At 41.0% G+C, this 16,991-nt stretch carries 15 protein-coding genes; 9 read left to right on the forward strand and 6 right to left on the reverse strand.

Features of this window, described 5'->3' with window-relative positions; translation table 11 throughout:
* Positions 1-113: 113 nt before the first annotated feature.
* From BFP97_RS07170 to BFP97_RS07185, 4 genes are read left to right on the forward strand one after another with little or no spacing between them, the layout of a single operon-like run.
* Positions 114-1,109, forward strand: a complete 996-nt coding sequence (locus BFP97_RS07170) for a 3-oxoacyl-ACP synthase III family protein (RefSeq protein ID WP_069841761.1) — start codon at positions 114-116, stop codon at positions 1,107-1,109.
* Positions 1,110-1,112: 3 nt separating this feature from the next.
* The gene (locus BFP97_RS07175) at positions 1,113-1,688 is read left to right on the forward strand and encodes a hypothetical protein (RefSeq protein WP_069841762.1); all 576 of its coding nucleotides are present in this window, start codon (positions 1,113-1,115) and stop codon (positions 1,686-1,688) included.
* A gap of 53 nt (positions 1,689-1,741) precedes the next feature.
* On the forward strand, positions 1,742-3,265 hold the full coding sequence (locus BFP97_RS07180; protein ID WP_170827423.1) for a toxin-antitoxin system YwqK family antitoxin: 1,524 nt from the start codon (positions 1,742-1,744) through the stop codon (positions 3,263-3,265).
* A 15-nt stretch (positions 3,266-3,280) separates the two neighbouring features.
* Positions 3,281-3,469, forward strand: coding sequence for a Lacal_2735 family protein (locus tag BFP97_RS07185; RefSeq protein ID WP_069841764.1), 189 nt, complete (start codon positions 3,281-3,283; stop codon positions 3,467-3,469).
* On the opposite strand, the gene BFP97_RS07190 is transcribed toward BFP97_RS07185, so the two are convergent.
* Entirely contained in the window at positions 3,461-4,348 is an 888-nt protein-coding gene (locus tag BFP97_RS07190) for an alpha/beta fold hydrolase (protein ID WP_069841765.1), read from the reverse strand. The two genes, BFP97_RS07185 and BFP97_RS07190, sit on opposite strands and share 9 nt — an antisense overlap.
* Before the next feature lie 82 nt (positions 4,349-4,430).
* On the reverse strand, positions 4,431-6,593 hold the full coding sequence (locus tag BFP97_RS07195; protein WP_069841766.1) for a glutamine synthetase III: 2,163 nt from the start codon (positions 6,591-6,593) through the stop codon (positions 4,431-4,433).
* Positions 6,594-6,827: 234 nt separating this feature from the next.
* Here BFP97_RS07195 and mtaB point away from each other — a divergent pair, with 234 nt between their 5' ends.
* Positions 6,828-8,147: a tRNA (N(6)-L-threonylcarbamoyladenosine(37)-C(2))-methylthiotransferase MtaB gene (gene mtaB, locus BFP97_RS07200; protein ID WP_069841767.1), complete on the forward strand. Its 1,320-nt coding sequence runs from the start codon at positions 6,828-6,830 to the stop codon at positions 8,145-8,147.
* Positions 8,148-8,201: 54 nt separating this feature from the next.
* On the opposite strand, the gene BFP97_RS07205 is transcribed toward mtaB, so the two are convergent.
* Together BFP97_RS07205 and BFP97_RS07210 are read right to left on the reverse strand one after the other, a co-directional pair.
* Positions 8,202-8,594, reverse strand: a complete 393-nt coding sequence (locus BFP97_RS07205; RefSeq protein WP_139135217.1) for a hypothetical protein — start codon at positions 8,592-8,594, stop codon at positions 8,202-8,204.
* Positions 8,595-8,687: 93 nt separating this feature from the next.
* Positions 8,688-9,077: a hypothetical protein gene (locus BFP97_RS07210; protein WP_069841769.1), complete on the reverse strand. Its 390-nt coding sequence runs from the start codon at positions 9,075-9,077 to the stop codon at positions 8,688-8,690.
* A gap of 232 nt (positions 9,078-9,309) precedes the next feature.
* Between BFP97_RS07210 and BFP97_RS07215 the strand changes: the two genes are divergently transcribed.
* The gene (locus BFP97_RS07215) at positions 9,310-9,582 is read left to right on the forward strand and encodes a hypothetical protein (protein ID WP_069841770.1); all 273 of its coding nucleotides are present in this window, start codon (positions 9,310-9,312) and stop codon (positions 9,580-9,582) included.
* A gap of 151 nt (positions 9,583-9,733) precedes the next feature.
* Positions 9,734-10,015, forward strand: coding sequence for a hypothetical protein (locus BFP97_RS07220; protein ID WP_069841771.1), 282 nt, complete (start codon positions 9,734-9,736; stop codon positions 10,013-10,015).
* Between the two features lie 457 nt (positions 10,016-10,472).
* On the opposite strand, the gene BFP97_RS07230 is transcribed toward BFP97_RS07220, so the two are convergent.
* Positions 10,473-11,582: a hypothetical protein gene (locus BFP97_RS07230; protein WP_139135218.1), complete on the reverse strand. Its 1,110-nt coding sequence runs from the start codon at positions 11,580-11,582 to the stop codon at positions 10,473-10,475.
* Positions 11,583-11,710: 128 nt separating this feature from the next.
* On the opposite strand from BFP97_RS07230, the gene BFP97_RS07235 reads away from it, so the two are divergent.
* Positions 11,711-12,961, forward strand: a complete 1,251-nt coding sequence (locus tag BFP97_RS07235) for a hypothetical protein (protein WP_069841774.1) — start codon at positions 11,711-11,713, stop codon at positions 12,959-12,961.
* Positions 12,962-13,050: 89 nt separating this feature from the next.
* On the opposite strand, the gene BFP97_RS07240 is transcribed toward BFP97_RS07235, so the two are convergent.
* Positions 13,051-15,618, reverse strand: coding sequence for a M14 metallopeptidase family protein (locus tag BFP97_RS07240; RefSeq protein ID WP_069841775.1), 2,568 nt, complete (start codon positions 15,616-15,618; stop codon positions 13,051-13,053).
* 313 nt (positions 15,619-15,931) lie between these two features.
* Between BFP97_RS07240 and BFP97_RS07245 the strand changes: the two genes are divergently transcribed.
* Positions 15,932-16,855: a hypothetical protein gene (locus tag BFP97_RS07245; RefSeq protein WP_069841776.1), complete on the forward strand. Its 924-nt coding sequence runs from the start codon at positions 15,932-15,934 to the stop codon at positions 16,853-16,855.
* The last annotated feature ends 136 nt before the right edge of the window (positions 16,856-16,991 follow it).

Below are 16,991 nucleotides of genomic sequence, written 5' to 3' on the forward strand. Positions count from 1 at the left end.
AAATACAAGGACTGAATTCACGAGAATTCTTTAACTTCAACCCCATGAGCACTTTCACCAGCTGGCCTATGGAAATGTGATAAGCTGGTAAAGAGAACTATAAATCCTAAGGAGTGAAGAAATCAAGAATAACTGGTGTGGGACATTATGTCCCGGAAAATGTAGTGACCAATGCCGATTTAGAAAAGGTAATGGACACCACCAATGATTGGATTGTCGAACGTACTGGTATTGAACAGCGCAGGTGGTTTAACCCGGACAAGGACACTGTCTCCAATATGGCTACCAGGGCCACAAAAATGGCGGCCGAACGTGCTGGTATTGAGATTAAAGATATTGAATTCATCGTCTTCGCCACCATAACTCCCGACTACTTCTTCCCTGGTTCTGGTGTCTTATTACAGAGAGAACTCGGTCTTCAAGGCATTGGGGCGTTAGACATAAGAAATGCCTGTTCTGGCTTTATATATGCACTCTCCGTGGCCGATCAATTTATAAAAACGGGAATGTACAAAACAGTCTTGGTGGTAGGTGCCGAAATCCAATCCTCCGCTTTAGACAAATCAACCGAAGGTAGATCAAGCTCAGTAATCTTCGCAGATGGCGCTGGAGCTGCTATTCTACAGGCCACGGATGAAGATCGTGGTGTGCTTTCGACTCACCTTCATGCTGATGGTGACTATGCCGAGGAGCTTTATGTACATGATCCCGGGTCTAGTCGTAAAACAAGGCTCTCAAAAGACATGCTCGATGGTAAAACCTTCAATCTAACAATGAACGGGAATGCAGTCTTCAAGCATGCCGTAGTTAGATTCTCAGAAGTTATCAATGAAGCGCTGCAAGAAAATGGCCATGTTACTGAGGACATTGACCTCCTTATTCCCCATCAAGCGAATTTAAGGATTAGCAATTTTGTGCAGAAGCAGTTCAAACTGCCAGATGACAAAGTCTTCAACAACATCATGCACTATGGCAACACCACCGCTGCCTCTATTCCTATTGCTATGAGTGAGGCATGGGGAAAGGGTAAAATCAAGGATGGAGATTTACTTTGCCTGGCAGCATTCGGTAGTGGCTTTACATGGGCATCTTCACTCATCCGTTGGTAGCACATGCTGACAGATGAGCAAAAGGCCTTTATTACCGAAAAACAGAACTTTATACTCAAGGGTGAGGTTGACACCGAGATTAATCGTCTACTCTATTCATTTCAGGCAGCATTGGCTTCCTTGTTAGAGACAAATCAGTATCAACTACCGTCTAAAATCGGGAAGACGCCTTTCAAAGTAAGTAAAGGAAACAACCATAAAGGTTTCCCATTTCAGGTGATCGATTACCCTTCCTCACTTGGGCAAACAAATGTCTATAGTTTTAGATCCGTTATTTGGTATGCCAATTTCTTCTCTTTCAACTTATTGCTCAAAGGAGAACCCAAACTTAATTATGAAGATCGTTTAGATCATCTAGTTGATAAGGGTTATACATTGAGTTGGAATGATGATATCTGGGAAACGGAGATAAACGTTGGCCAATCGCTTAAGATAGCATCAGAAACACTGGATCAGGTTTCTAGTATTTATCACTCTAATGAATCTGTAAAAATATTCATAGCATATAATTTGAATCAAATTGATGACTTTGAGCGTTTAGGTGTTGAAAGTTTCAAAGAATTCTTTGGTAAGGATTAGTTGGCTTAATATTTGATATTTTGCCCATGTCTCAACCAGACACCAAATTGGATATGAATAAAATCAGATTGCAGCTCTGCATATTGCTTGGCTTGTTTGCCTTTAACACCTCATGGGCACAACTAGGCAGCTTTGAATTAGTCTTCCCCGTTGATGATCAATCACTCAAAGTCAAAGGTGAATTTGAGAGTGGTCTTAGGTCAGGAACATGGTTTGCCTACAACGAGGACAGCAGCTATTTTCAGACTGGCCCCTATTCAAAGGGTAAAAAGGATGGAGTTTGGTTAATCTATATCGATAAGTTAGAAAGAGCACGTATTAGCTTCAAATCCGATACCGTCCAGGGTCCTTATATCCTCTTTCATGATAATGGATCAATGGCGGTCAGAGCAAATTTCGAGAAAAATCACCTTGATGGAGAATGGAAATCGTACCGACCTGACAAAACCCTTCTGGATAAAGGCGTCTTCGAGAAAGGTCAAAAAACAGGGAAATGGGTTTCATACTTCGAAAGTGGAGATATGGAAATTGTCTCGGAGTATAAATCCGGAAAGCTCGAAGGGCCTTATGCTGTATTTGATGAATACGGGACCAAGACTATTGATGCAACCTATACCAATGGCCTACTCAATGGAGATTGGAAAAAATACGATTACGATGGTTTGATCATTGAAAGAGGCGCTTTTGTAAATGGACTTAGAAATGGTAAATGGGAATACTTCTTTGAACCCAGAAGAAAGTCAGCCATTGAATACTATGAGAACGGCAATAAAACCGGAAAGTGGACCACTTATCATTACAATGGCAGGGTTGCTTCGGAGATCAATTATATGGATGACAAGCCCGTGGGTCAGGGTACCAGTTGGTATGCCAATAGGCAAATTGAATCCAGGTCTTTCTATAAGCTTGGACTAATGGACAGCACATTCACACAGTACTATGAAAATGGTGCTAAGATGATGGAGGGTGAGTACAAAGTCGGTCTAAAGACTGGCCCCTGGAAGTTTTACCATGGCAATGGAATGATCGCGCAGTTTGGATCGTTCGACATCGACAAAAGGGTTGGAAATTGGAAATTCTTTAATGAGAGTGGCAAGCTGATCAGCGAGGGGAGCTATCGACTTGGGCTTGAAATTGGACAGTGGTTCGTTTATTACGGTAACGGAAAACTGGAGTCGATTGGAGCCTACTTAGCGGGAGAAAAAGATGGTTTATGGGGTTATTTTCACCAGTCTGGCAAACCCATGAAGGAAGAGACTTGGAAAAAAGGAAAACTGCTTGAAATATCAGACTTCACCTCTTCGAGAGGTAAAGTGTTGGACAGTGGTGATTTGACAGGTGGGAACGGATCGGTCACGAACTATTATGCCAATGGCATTATCTTTTCCCAAGGGAGATACAGCAATGGATATGCTAATGGGAAATGGGTTTTCTATGACGAAAGAGGTAAAAAATTAACCGAGGGAGAGCTTATCGAAGGTGTTCGCAATGGAGAGTGGAAAGTGTTTTCCAGCACTGGTCGGCTGATCAAAACAGAACTGTACCAAAATGGTGAGCTTATTGAAGAAAGAAGGTAAACATTTTCGCTTTGCATGAAGTTAAAGCCTCAAATTGAAAACATGGGATGGTTTAGCAAGAAGTCAGAGAAGGAAAAACTGCAAGAAAAGTACCAGAAGCTTATTAGTGAGGCCTACAAACTCTCTCACACAGATAGAAAGGCAAGTGATCTTAAGACTGCCGAGGCCGATGCACTATTGCAACAAATAGAAAAACTACCTTAGGGAGTCTGTTTTCAACTGCTCCAACAACTCAACAATTTTTGCTCTAATAAGAGCGCTTTTATTCCAAGGCAAGAAGTGATTGCTCTCTTCGAGATAAACAATATCCTTAGGTGCATTCACCAACATACTGTCGGCAAAAGCTGCATTGCCTGGGTCTACGAGCATGTCTTTTCCTCCTTGAACAACAACACTTGGTATGGTGATGTCCTTCCACAATGGAAGCATTAGTTCCAGTTCCTCGTCTAAGAAAACCAGCTCTTCATTAGAAATCCTGAATATTTTGGGAGCAATAGCTCCAATCACTGGCCATCGCATGGGAATTCTAAACCAGTCTTCATTAGGCTCGAGAGATGGGTCCAAAGCAGGCGCCAACATGACGATACCATCCACAAGATCTGGATAATCCATTGCCATTCTGGCTACAATAGGACCGCCCAAAGAATGTCCGATCAATATTCTTGGTGCAGGAATGGCCTCTAGCATGGGTTTCAGCAGTCGGGATTGTTCCTCCAAAGACTTGATCGGCATACCATAACTGGATTTGCCGAAACCAGGCCTATCAGGTGAAGCGATATTGGCTCTTTGGAATAGCGTATCTGACTTGAAATAAGAAATAAAAGCATCCCAGGAGCCAGGAGTTCCATGCATAAAAACTAAACTGGCTTCCTTCCCCATATCCTGATACATATAGTGCATGGTATAGCCATCGACTTCATAGAATTTACTCACTGGTTTGTAAGTTTCTTCTTCAAAGTACTTGGCTACCTTTTTGTCAGACATAGTAAAACTTACACAGCCACTTACAACCTGAGTAAGCACTATAAAAAGCACAAAGGTGGACAAGCATCCAATTCGAATTCGTTTACGCCATTTACCCATGGATTCAAGGTTTTGTCGAAACTAAACAAAAAAACCACCCCGATCTATCGGGGTGGTTTCAATTCTAGTGTTTTCTTGAAAATTATCTCAAGAACAACATTTCTCTATACTTCAATAATGGCCAATCCTCGTCATCAAGGATAACCTCCAGTTTATCTACTGACTTTCTGATAACATCAAAGTATTTGGCCTTGATACGATCACAATAAGCCTTAGCTCTTTCATTGGTATCCTCGATCAAGTTGACATCTCCCCTTTCAGCGTTCATTGCCAAAATTTGAGATTGAATTACAGCGACATGCGTATTTACTTTTTCAAGTACTGACTTTACGTGTGTATCATCAAGACCAAACTGGGCCAGCCCTTTGGCATTTTCCATCAACTTATTCTGATACTTGAGTGCGGCTGGAACTACTTGCGTCATTCCTAACTCACTGATCAATCTTGCCTCAATCTGAATCTTCATGATGTAGTTCTCAATTTGAATCTCATGACGAGCATCCAGCTCAACTCCGGTCATTACATTGAACTCTTCAAAAGTCGCTTTTGAAGCGTCAGTCACATACTCGTCCAATGCACGCACCGAGTCTTTTACGTTAGGTAACCCTCTCTTTTCAGCTTCATTAGCCCACTCTTCAGAGTAACCGTCACCCTCAAACCTCACAGCCTTCGATGCCTTAATGTACTCTCTCAAGACATTAACTATGGCAATTTTCTTGTCCTCTCCTTTATCTACCAAAGCACCAACCGCTGCATGGAATTCTTTTAGCTGCTTGGCCATGATTAGGTTTAGTACCGTCATTGGCTCTGCTACGTTTTGATCCGAACCAACGGCTCTGAACTCAAATTTATTTCCAGTAAATGCAAATGGAGAAGTTCTGTTACGATCTGTATTGTCAAGTATGATTTCAGGAATTTTGTCAATTCCCAACTTCATATACATGTTATCTCCTTTATCCACTTTTAGGTCACCGTTGCTTTCAAGTCCATCCAAGACTGCTGTCAATTCAGACCCTAAGAAAACGGACATGATTGCCGGAGGTGCTTCGTTAGCTCCCAATCTATGATCATTACCAGCAGAGGCAATACTTGCTCTCAAAAGGCCGGCATTATCATGAATGGCCTTTACGGTATTCACTAAGAATGTCAAAAACTGAAGATTCTCTCTGGCACTTGAACTAGGCTGGAATACGTTCACACCTGTTGAAGTGATCAAGGACCAGTTATTGTGCTTTCCACTACCATTTAAGCCTGCAAAAGGCTTTTCGTGGAAGAGTACTTTCAATGAATGTCTTTCTGCTACGCGATCCATAACATCCATCATAAGGGAATTGTGATCAGTAGCCACATTAATATCCTCAAAAATAGGAGCTACTTCAAATTGAGAAGGTGCCACTTCATTATGACGTGTAGAAACCGGAATACCCAACTTGAGACATTCGATTTCAAAGTCTTTCATGTAATTATAAACCCTACTTGGAATCGACCCAAAGTAGTGATCATCCAACTGCTGGCCTCTTGCTGGGTGATGCCCGAAGACAGTTCTGCCAGCCATAACCAAGTCAGGTCTGGCGTTATATAGCGCTCTATCAACCACAAAGTATTCTTGCTCACAACCTAATGAAGCACTTACTCTATTAACATTTCTATCAAACAGTTGACAAACCTTTGTCGCAGCCTTATCTACTGCTTCCACAGCCTTCAATAATGGTGCTTTATAATCTAAAGCCTCACCAGTATAGGATACAAAAATCGTTGGGATACAGAGTGTACGACCCCAAATGAAGATTGGAGAACTTGGATCCCATGCGGTATAACCTCTCGCTTCGAATGTAGAACGGATACCTCCATTTGGAAAAGAAGATGCATCTGGCTCTTGCTGAATCAAAGCCGAACCTTTTAACACCTCCACTCCTTTGTGTGCATCGAAAAATGAATCGTGTTTTTCTGCTGTAGAACCAGTCAGTGGTTGAAACCAGTGTGTGTAATGCGTAACACCTTTAGATAAAGCCCATGTTTTGACAGCAGAAGCTATCTCATTAGCTGTATCCACGTCAATCTTCTTTCCCTTATCTATTGCAGATTGTACTTTCTTAAAAGTATCTGGAGCAAGCGCAGAGCGCATCTTGTCCATATTAAAAACATCATCGGCATAGAAATCCGAGATTTTGTTTGAGGGCGCAATAACTCGATCTGTCGTCCTGTTTTGGACTACATTTAAAGCGCGTTGGCGTTGATTCGACATGTCTTGTTGATTATTTGGGTTAAATTCGATGTCAAAATTAACAGTTTTACGTAATTACAAGTCAAATCACCCTGTTTTTATTCCCATAAATTGAGTTTTTACGGAAAATCAGTTACTCCCACCACTTTTTTCGTTCGATTTGACAAAAATTTCTATTTCCCTATAAGAATGATGTTTTAAAGACTATCCGGTAATAGGAGCTTTTTTAGTACATTTGCGCTCCGTTAACAAGACATGAAAAAAGTAGCCTTTTATACGCTCGGTTGTAAACTCAACTTCTCAGAAACATCGACTATTGCTCGGGGTTTTGAGGAGAAAGGCTATTCGAAAGTCCCCTTTTCCGATACTCCCGATATCTTCATTATTAACACCTGCAGTGTCACAGAAAATGCGGACAAGAAGTGTAAGAAGATAGTTAAAGAGGCTCAAAAGATTAATCCGGATGGTTATGTAGCCATCATTGGTTGCTATGCCCAGCTCAAACCCAGAGAGATTTCTGAGATTCAGGGCGTTGATGCGGTACTTGGTGCTGCCGAGAAATTTAGACTACTGGAACTTCTTGATGGCTTTGTTAAGACACCTGAAGCCAAGGTTCTGGCTTCTGAAGTCAAAGAGGCCAAGGCTTTCAATAATGCCTATTCCATCAATGATCGAACAAGAACCTTCCTTAAAGTTCAGGATGGCTGCAACTACCATTGTGCTTTTTGCACTATTCCATTGGCCAGAGGCAAAAGTCGAAGTGATAGTATAGAGAACATTATTAAGTCTGCACATGAAATTGCAGCAACTGATGTCAAAGAGGTAGTTCTGACGGGTGTGAACATTGGAGATTTTGGCATTGTAAATGGTAAAAGAGAAGAACGTTTTGTCGATCTCGTTAAAGCGATCGACAAGGTAGATGGTATTGAAAGGATTCGAATCTCTTCTATTGAACCGAACTTGCTAACGAACGAAATCATTCAGTATACAAGTGATTCCAATCGCTTTGTCCCCCACTTTCATATTCCGCTACAGTCAGGCAATAACAAAATACTGCGTGTTATGCGCAGAAGGTATTTGAGGGAACTCTATGAAGACAGGGTCAATAAGATTAAACAATTAATGCCCGACTGCTGTATCGGAGTCGATGTGATTGTTGGCTTCCCTGGTGAGACGCATGATGACTTCTTGGAGACATATAACTTTCTGAACGAGTTACCGATCTCCTACCTCCATGTTTTCACTTATTCAGAGAGAGCCAATACTACAGCAGCGGAAATGGGAGATGCAGTTCCGATGAAAGAACGGCAGGAAAGATCGAAAATGCTTCGTATCCTATCTGAAAAGAAAAGAAGACAGTTTTACGAATCACAATTGGGTACAACCAGGACTGTGCTCTTTGAAGATGATATTGACAATGGCATGATGCACGGTTTTACAGAGAATTATGTACGTGTATCTGCCAAGTATGATCCATTACTCATTAATGAATTGAAGGAAGTGACTTTACTCTCCATCAATGAAAATGGAACTGTCGATGTGGAAGAGCCCGAGATGGTTTTCGAAAAACATTAATTCAATAAAAAAAGGGCTTTTCGCCCCTTCTTAATAACTGGTAAAAGTCCACTACTATGGACAACCAGTAACCGTAACCGTTTTGGTCACATAGGCTGTCCAATAAGGAGGATTTACCCCATCATCAACCCTGGCTCTTACAGAAATCGTCCATGTACCACATATTGCATTGTGAAGAAAGCCGAAATCGTAAGGATCCATTAAAACACTTGGTGTAGCTTGTATTTGAGATGCCGGACAGGATGTACCAACATTCAAGGTCCATTCATATTCCACCGCATCACAGACTACTTGAGAGTTGTAACTCTGCTGACCCGCCTGCCAACTCATAGTGGACGGACCATTAATTAGTGTCTGCGAAGAGAGGCACCGTTGTCCAAAAACATTAGATTGGAATGCAACGCTGACAAAAATGAAAGCGGTAATTACTAAACTTATTCTTTTCATGACATTTGGTTTATGTGTATTAATTATTGATAAATCACAGCTGACTGTCATCTTGTTTTATTCCAGTCAGCTGAAAGAAACTTCACCCTGATCTTAGAAAGGAAGACAATTGACAGTGACGTTTTTTGTGAAACTACTAGTAGGTCCACTTTGTGTTAAGGCTCTAACTGATATCCAAGCGCTACCGCATCCAAAGATACTGGCATCGGTTGACAGAGAGTTTGAGGTGGTCAAAGTCGAATAACCGGTATTTGTTGTCCATTCATAGAAGTTAGCGTTACAAATCTCAGGTGTGAAATAGTTAGCCAACGGGATTCCACCACCATTAGTATAGGTAAGTGTAGATTGTCCTCTCATCATGGAAGGGTTATTTACGCATGGTGGCGGTGGCATTTCGGCATTTAACTCATTGCTCACAGGGAGATAAAGTACAATAGCGATCAACATGACGACCATTGTAGAAATGAATTTTAGATTTTTCATAGCATGTTTTTTTATGTGTGAATTATTACAACCATAAAACCCGTATTACTCAATTCTTATTACTTATAAGGACAATTAATTATCTAAATAGTTACAGAAAACAAAAAAAGGTATGTGTATGGCTCAGTTACTATCTCCTATCCCTCCTTTCTATAACTTAACCAAAAACCCTTCTTTTTAACTAACTAATTAGTTGTCTTTTCGTATATTGGATTAGATCAATTTGAAACCTATGAGAAACGGAGCACTAAGAATACCCAGTTTAATGATGTCATTCGGTAATGACAGACAATCTCAGGACAGTAGCCCTTTTCAAATTCAGAAGAACAATCTTTTCATGGGCGAGAAACGGCCGGTAATGGAAATTATTCCCATGACACCAGCACAGAAAAATTCGATTGATGAAAAAATCAATCTCTATCGAGCCATAGAAAACAAGCAGTTTCGATTAACCCTAACCCTTACCACCTTAATCTCCACGGCTCTATTACTCTGGATGTTCTAGTAACTTATTTACACCTTTAATCAAGACACTTGAAACCCATGAGACGAGGCTCTCCTAGCCCGATTAGCCTTGTCTAATACCCTTCATTCAGAATTTCTAACAGAGAGTTCAATTCCTGCGCATAACTATATATACCTAATTATATAAAGTTATGAATGGAGCAGGATTTATGTTAGACGCGATCAAGAGCCTCCGTTCTAATCGCGCATTGTTAAGAAAAAGAACTGGAGCCTTTAACATTAAGGATCACAATGGCTTTAAAGACAAGCCAATAAGTGCATATCGGAAGTATAGCTTTAAGAAAGCCACCCCCACCTATATGAGAAAACTCAGGGCCAAATTAAGTGCCGATCGTAAGGCAAGAAAGATCAAGATGATAGCTTCACTGATCTTCTCAATTGTGCTTGTAACAAGCCTCATTTTAGCCTTGTAATTCGATTGAAAATATCCGGTTAATAGTTTTACTATTATAAAAGTAAGTTTTACTATGAAAAAGGCAACAAATCTGTCTCTACTGCGTAAAATCAGTTGAAAGTTAAATTTAAAGTTATGGGAGCAATTACGTCAACAGGAGCATTTAGTACTCACAATTCGAACCAGTCACTTCTTAATACGAGAAGGAATAAATCGTTTTTGCACAAGGGATCGGTCAAGCGATTTGAACATTCAAATCTCAAGCTAAAATTGTCAAAAACTTCCTCCTCTAGGGCGGCCAAGTTCAAGGCATGGTTAAGGAAAGACAATGCTCAAGAAAGAAAAATTGACCTACTGATTTTACTAGTATCAGTACTCATAGTAAAAGTAGGCCTTATGGCTATCGCATAGTAAATCATTAAGATTAGTTTGAATATAAAGGGAGGCCAAAAGCCTCCCTTCTTTGAATCGGGAATCTAATCTACTTTAATCCCCTCTTGATTATCAAACTTGCCCATTACGGTCCAACCTCCAAAGTTCTCCGAAACTGCAATCCACAACTCATTCTTGCCTTTCTTAAGCGGTAAATAAACTTCATCGAAATAGCCCACGGTACCCAAAAATCTATAATCTCTGGAGCTGAATCCATCGTTTCCGCCAGCTAGTATTTTATCGTTCAAATAGATTCTGACCCTATCACTAAAACCATAAGTCAGCTTCTTCACTTGATCACGATCTGAGGTTATAGTGATCTTAGCAAAAGTGGTGTTATTTTGGGCATCTATCTGGGCATAGCGGGCCAGATTGGCAAAGCCTGGATATTCTGCATTTATAGTTTTCCAAGACAATCCATTCTTTTGATCTCTTCTAAGTTCGAAGACATCATCCACCTTACTTTCTGGGAAACTATTTGATACTTCCCACGCCTTTATAACCCCCTCTTCCAAAGCTGGTATCGGAGTGCGCTTACTCTTGAGTACCGGGTTACTTAGTTTGGTTACTCTCAGATCGGCAATATGAAAGGGAGAAGGACCGCCCCCATTAAAACCGATGCTTCCAGATGCTGGCTCCCTTTTGAGTTCAGCGATGTAAAGAACAGGTTGCTCCATGTCATTGATAAAAATCTCAGCTTGTTCGTTGTCAATCACCAACTTAACATGGTTCCAGGCATTCATTTTATATGAAACAGGAGCAGCATATCGTGGACCATAGTACAATTGCCAACCTGTTAGGCCATTGAAGACCGGGGTATATTGGTTTGCATCAGGATTGCCTGATTGATGAGGACGAATGTAAAACTCCTCGAAGTTGCCACCATCTTGGATCCTAAACCTCACTCCCGGGAACCCTCTTCGCTCTGTTACGAAAATGTCGTACTCAATTATACCTGTTAAAAAGTCAATTTCTGCTTTAAGATCAGCCCTACTCCGAAAGAGATAAAGGCTCTCTTTACCTTCAAATGTTTCGAATACATGTCCTGCTCCAGTAACTTCCCATAATTCAGGTTTCATTTTATATTCCTGAGCCAGTATTAATGATGATAGTGCGAGCCACAATGTAAGGGTAATTGAAATTCGTTGTCGCATGATTTGATCTATGGTTTCTTTTAGCAGACGGAAAACCATTTCAATCAGCCGAAATACTAGTGTGCAACTCTGTTCAAAGCTGTGCAACCTAATTCACGTAACTTGAGTACTTACATTTGTCATAGTATATGAATAGAGAGTTACTCAAATATTGTCTGCAAAAGATCGAGGAAAAACTCGGTTGGGTCTCCAATGACCTTTGGCAAAATCAAGACTTTGATTTACTCAGTAACCAGATCTTTGAAGAAACAGGAGTTAAGCTGAGCATCACCACCTTAAAGCGTGTGTGGGGCAAAGTGAATTACGCCAGCGAACCCAGTATCTCCACATTAAACACCCTAGCCAAGTTCATTGGTTATGAAAACTGGAGTGCCCTCAAAAACGGTCATCAATTCACTCCTTCGCCAAAGAAGAGACAAAAAATGCGCCTGAGATTGAAACCCATTGCCCTATTCGGTGCATTAGTCTTGGTTACTATCGTTGTAGTCGGCATCTCCCAACGCCCTAAAAAATTAGATTTATCGCAAGTCGCGTTTGGTGCAGAACCGGTTACTTTGGGCCTGCCAAACTCCGTGGTTTTTACCTATGATTTTGGAGATAATCAAGTTGAAACTGCCAGCATACAGCAGTCCTGGAACGCGAAGCTCACGTTTGATATAGACCCTGATAAAGAAGCCGCTACGGGAATCTATTATTACCCAGGCTACTTCAAAGCGAAACTCCTGGCTAATAATCAAATTTTAAAGGAACAGGACTTGCATATCAGAACTGATGGGTGGATGGCAACCATCAACCATGCTGATAAGCCCAGGTATTTGTATGATCATGAATTAGAAATGGATGAGACCATTCGGCTAAAAGATCATGTTTTGGAGGAGATTCATAATGACGACCTCGAATCGGTAGACTTATTAACATTCCATTTCTTCGATGATTTTGAAGCGACACCAAGTAGCGAATTTGTCTTTGAAACTCGCTTCAGGAATACCTATCAAAAGAGTAATGGCATTTGTCAACGCATTCAAGTACTCGTGCATGGGCAAGACGGTGTCTTTCTCACGCCCTTCTCAATTCCGGGTTGTACTAGTGACCTCTACTTGATTACTTCTGGAGAATCTCACTCAGGTAAGGAAAACGACCTGTCATCATTTGGTATCGAAGCATCGAAGTGGACTGATTTTCGCCTTGAAGTATCAAACGGAAAAGCCAAGTATTTTATCAATGAAGAACAAACCTTAACCAAAGCATTTGAAACGGACCTCGGGGACATTGTTGGCTTCAAATTTCGATTTGAAGGAGCCGGAGAGCTCGACTTTGCCAGACTCTCAAATAGAGGGCAAACAGTCTTTTATGAAGACTTTAGAGACTCTGGGTTGTGATATCCTTCTAGACTCTATTAAGCATCCTATTAAATAGACAAGGCCTTCCAAATGGAAGGCCTTGTCTATTTCGATAATATTTGTCTTGTCTAATTCTTGTTAGACAGTCGGTTTTTGTTTTTCTCTGCTCCCATAAAGATTGCGTTGAAAATCATTCTGTAAGTCCCTCTTGATTGTCCTCTGAATTGTGGCCTAAAAGCAAATAACACTAAATCACCTGAACCGCGCTCGGCATGCACCATGGCAGATGTGTTGGCTAAATGAGTCTCCTCTCCCAAAGCCCATCCACTCATTAGAATGTCTTCAGAGGCATATTTTGATACTTCCATTACTCCAGTGGCGTTTTCGTCAATTTTGAAAGCACGACTTTGGTTATAAGAAGCGGATACCTCTGACGGCATCCCAAGAGCCAATCGGTTCTGATTATCAACATTCATCCGAACCAGTGAGCCCGGAATAAAGAAATCATTAGGCTTCAACCCGGCAGTCACGTTTTTCACAGGTAGCTTGAATTGTTCAATGGCAAAGTCGCTTGCTTTGTCATAAAAAATGATGGTTCCACCCGCAGTCGCATAGGCATCTAAAGCCTCTACACCTTCCTTACCAATTCCTCCAACAAACTTCTCGGGCGCTCTTCTGGCAGAATTACCATTCATTATTCCGGCAGGTCGTTGATCAGGGAATAGAATGGCTGTATACTGACTTAAATTACCACTCTGAATATCCTCGTTATGTAAGGTATCTAAATCAAATTCAAATTGCTCTAGCATCCATCTACTCCAACCTTCGTCCATATTCGCTTGCCACGACTTATAGATACCAATCTTGACCTTTCTCAGTTCGTTAAAATTTGCCGAAGGTTTCCTCGAAACACCAGTAAAATCAAGACCAAGTTCTTCACTCAAGGCAGTCACATTTGCAGCCAAACCTCGTCTCGATCTGATCAAGAATGAACCTGCCTCAATACCATCCTGTGCATCAGTAAATTGGCTCACTGTATACCCAGCTTTCTGTAACCTGTTTACAGCAGTTGCACTTTGATTGTCCTTATTGGACAAAACATAACCGTAACGCCCATTTCCCGCTACAACACCCTTATCAAAGCCCAACTTGTCCTCGATCGGCTGAACATTAGCAGTGAATTCCTTTTCTATCCTGTCTACATCTACACCCATTTGAATTGGCAAAGTCCAACCTGCCAGGTCGTATGGAGGTTGTGGTGGTCCACCAGGATATAAGAATTGATCAGGGTAATCTTGAACTTCCATTAAATCTGCCAAGAATGGTCTGAATGACTGAGCTCCATAAAAAATGATGGAACCAGCCTCGTAATCTTTACCATTCACAGTGAAAGCTTCGGTAGCTCTATGTGCCTTTAAACCACCTTGCATTAAAACATTAGTCAGGTTAATCGCTTCTGAAGCATTATACTGTGCTTTAGGTATCACATAAGCAAAGGCACCTTTACCATTGGCATTGGTAATAGCATCTCTACCCATGTTATAGATATTGTAAAGGAATTCATCCTTCTTATCGGCAGCTAAATCAAGGATTGCCATTGATGCCGTAATCATGTATTCAACAGCGTCTCTAAATTTCACTTCACCCCCTTCGAATGGATAAGGATAAAATATCTCTGAACCGTCCGCAGGCAAACCGCGGATGTTCTCAGGTTTCCTTTCCGGGTCATAATTCGTTGGGGTTGGTGTAGGCTGGGCCACCTCTGTGAGAATACCAATCTGATTGTGGTAATAAGGAGCTGTTCTCATCCCTCCGTTCCAGAACATACTAAAACCTACGTTGGCAATTACACCAGGCTTTTTCTCCATGGCAAAACGTTGCGCCATAGCCGTGCCGACAAGGTTTACAGAAGTTGTAATCCCCGGATGAATTTGCGGATTAACAGGGCTACGGAACGGTGGTAAAAAGATCATTGCCCATCTTGGAGCTGTTTGGTGGTGGTTATGTATAATCTGAGGATACCATTCATTATATAAAATATTGGTTATCACCTTTGTCTCCTGCATGTTATTCATGAACCAATCGCGGTTATTATCATGGCCAACATACTTTTGATACAAGACGGGTGGACCAGAACTCTCATAAGGGGTTCCTAAGGTTTTCCTATACCAATCAACTACAATATCAACACCATCAGGATTGATAACCGGCACCACTAAAGTGATCACCTCATCTCTGATCTTCTTCATTTCATCAGACTCTTCTGAAGCAATCTTCCACATCAACTCTGATGTCATCTGTGCATGTGCTCTTTCAGTAGCGTGCATTCCACCATCAAACCAAACGATCGCCTTTCCTTCTTTGGAAAGCCTTCTTGCCTCATCTTCGGTGATTTCGGCCCTAGCCAACTTTTCAGAAATCTCTTTCCAACGATCCAACTGCTTCATGTTTTCTTCATTGGAAATAAAGACCAGTTTAATCGGTCGCCCCATAGACGACTTACCAATTTCTATCATTTGAACACGATCGGTCGAGGCTGCCAGCTTATCATAGTATTCAAGCATTTGATCGTAGTCAGCCAATTTGTAATCAGCACCTACCTCGTGACCGAAAGTTTCTCTAGGATGTGGAATCTGCCCAAAAGCAGGTAAAAGGGAAAAAAAGAATAAAAATGCAAAAGTGAAAAAACGTTTCATAGACTAAAGTTGAAACGAAAGATAACTAATAATTGAATTTACAGAGATTGACTTTTGACAGGTGGTTGAATAGAACAGATCAAGGCTTCACACCTTAAGACATTACTAAAAGTAAAAGAGGTTATATGATTGGTTATGGAGTTAACCAAATTCCTTGGCCCAACTTTCAAGACAGGATTTCACCTAGTCAAAACTGGTATACTTTCAACTCCTTCACGAAGATTTTTAAAACAAAAACGTTATTGATAATATTATAATCTATAAATTCATAATAAACACATTTAAAATTGCACACTATAAAACAAATAATCACATGAAAAAATTAAGAATCAATCTAATCCTACTATTAACACTTGTAATAATATCATGCGGAGAGAATATCGAAACAGAAGTTAGTACACCCGGTGAAGAGCATTCTGTAATAATAGATGATGTAACCTACACATACAGCTTGAGTAAAGATCCTAATACTGGCGACATGTCTGTTATCACAGGTCCAAACTCAGATCAAATTAAAAATTTCTTTAACGGAGATAGCCCAATTCATGAATGGAATAACTTGAGCAATGGTGAAGTGAAGTATTATTCAAGCACTGACTTAATGATGCAATCAATGGAAGCCGAAAGGAATGCTAATTCTTCCGGCATTCGGTCACAAGCATTAATTGAAGAAGATTTAGGCAATGAAATTGATAGCCCAGTGCTTGATAACCCTGATGATGGAGATCCAACTGGTGGTGGCAGCACAGGAGGTTCTGGTGGATCTGGCAACACTGGTGGTTCTGGCGGTGGTAGTACTACTACATCTGGGTTTGGCCAATGCCCTCAGTCTCCAACAGCGCCTATGGTACAGTTAGCAGAACATGCTGATGGTCAAGGCAGACGTGTTGACATGTACCATAACTTTCCAAGCGCACTGAACGGACAAGTTGGCAACTTTTTATCATTCCCATATACTACAGGAAATCTTAACCCTTCAGGACCAGTTAATTTCAATGATATATTGAGCTCAATAAAAATCTGTAGGGGTTCAGCTGCATGGGTCGATTTCTATATTTATGAGCATGCCGGATACGGTGGTCACAGCAAAGTATTCACTCTTAATAACAACAATGGCCTGTTTGAAGCTACGCTAAATAACCTTAAAAACTTCCAGAGAGGTGATGGTGTTTTGGGGCTATGGGCGAAAGACTGGAATGACGTAGTTTCTTCTGCAAAAATAATTGTTTACAATTAGATCATATACTTCTTCACACCGGTTGCCAGCAATCTGGCAACTGGTGTGAAAATTACCCTCCAAAAAAACATGCTTGACTCAAAAGCATACTGTAAGTGAGTGAGTGAGTGAGTGACTATAAACGTTTTCTCAAAAA

Origin of the sequence: Roseivirga sp. 4D4, assembly GCF_001747095.1 — a bacterium.
Taxonomy (GTDB): domain Bacteria; phylum Bacteroidota; class Bacteroidia; order Cytophagales; family Cyclobacteriaceae; genus Roseivirga.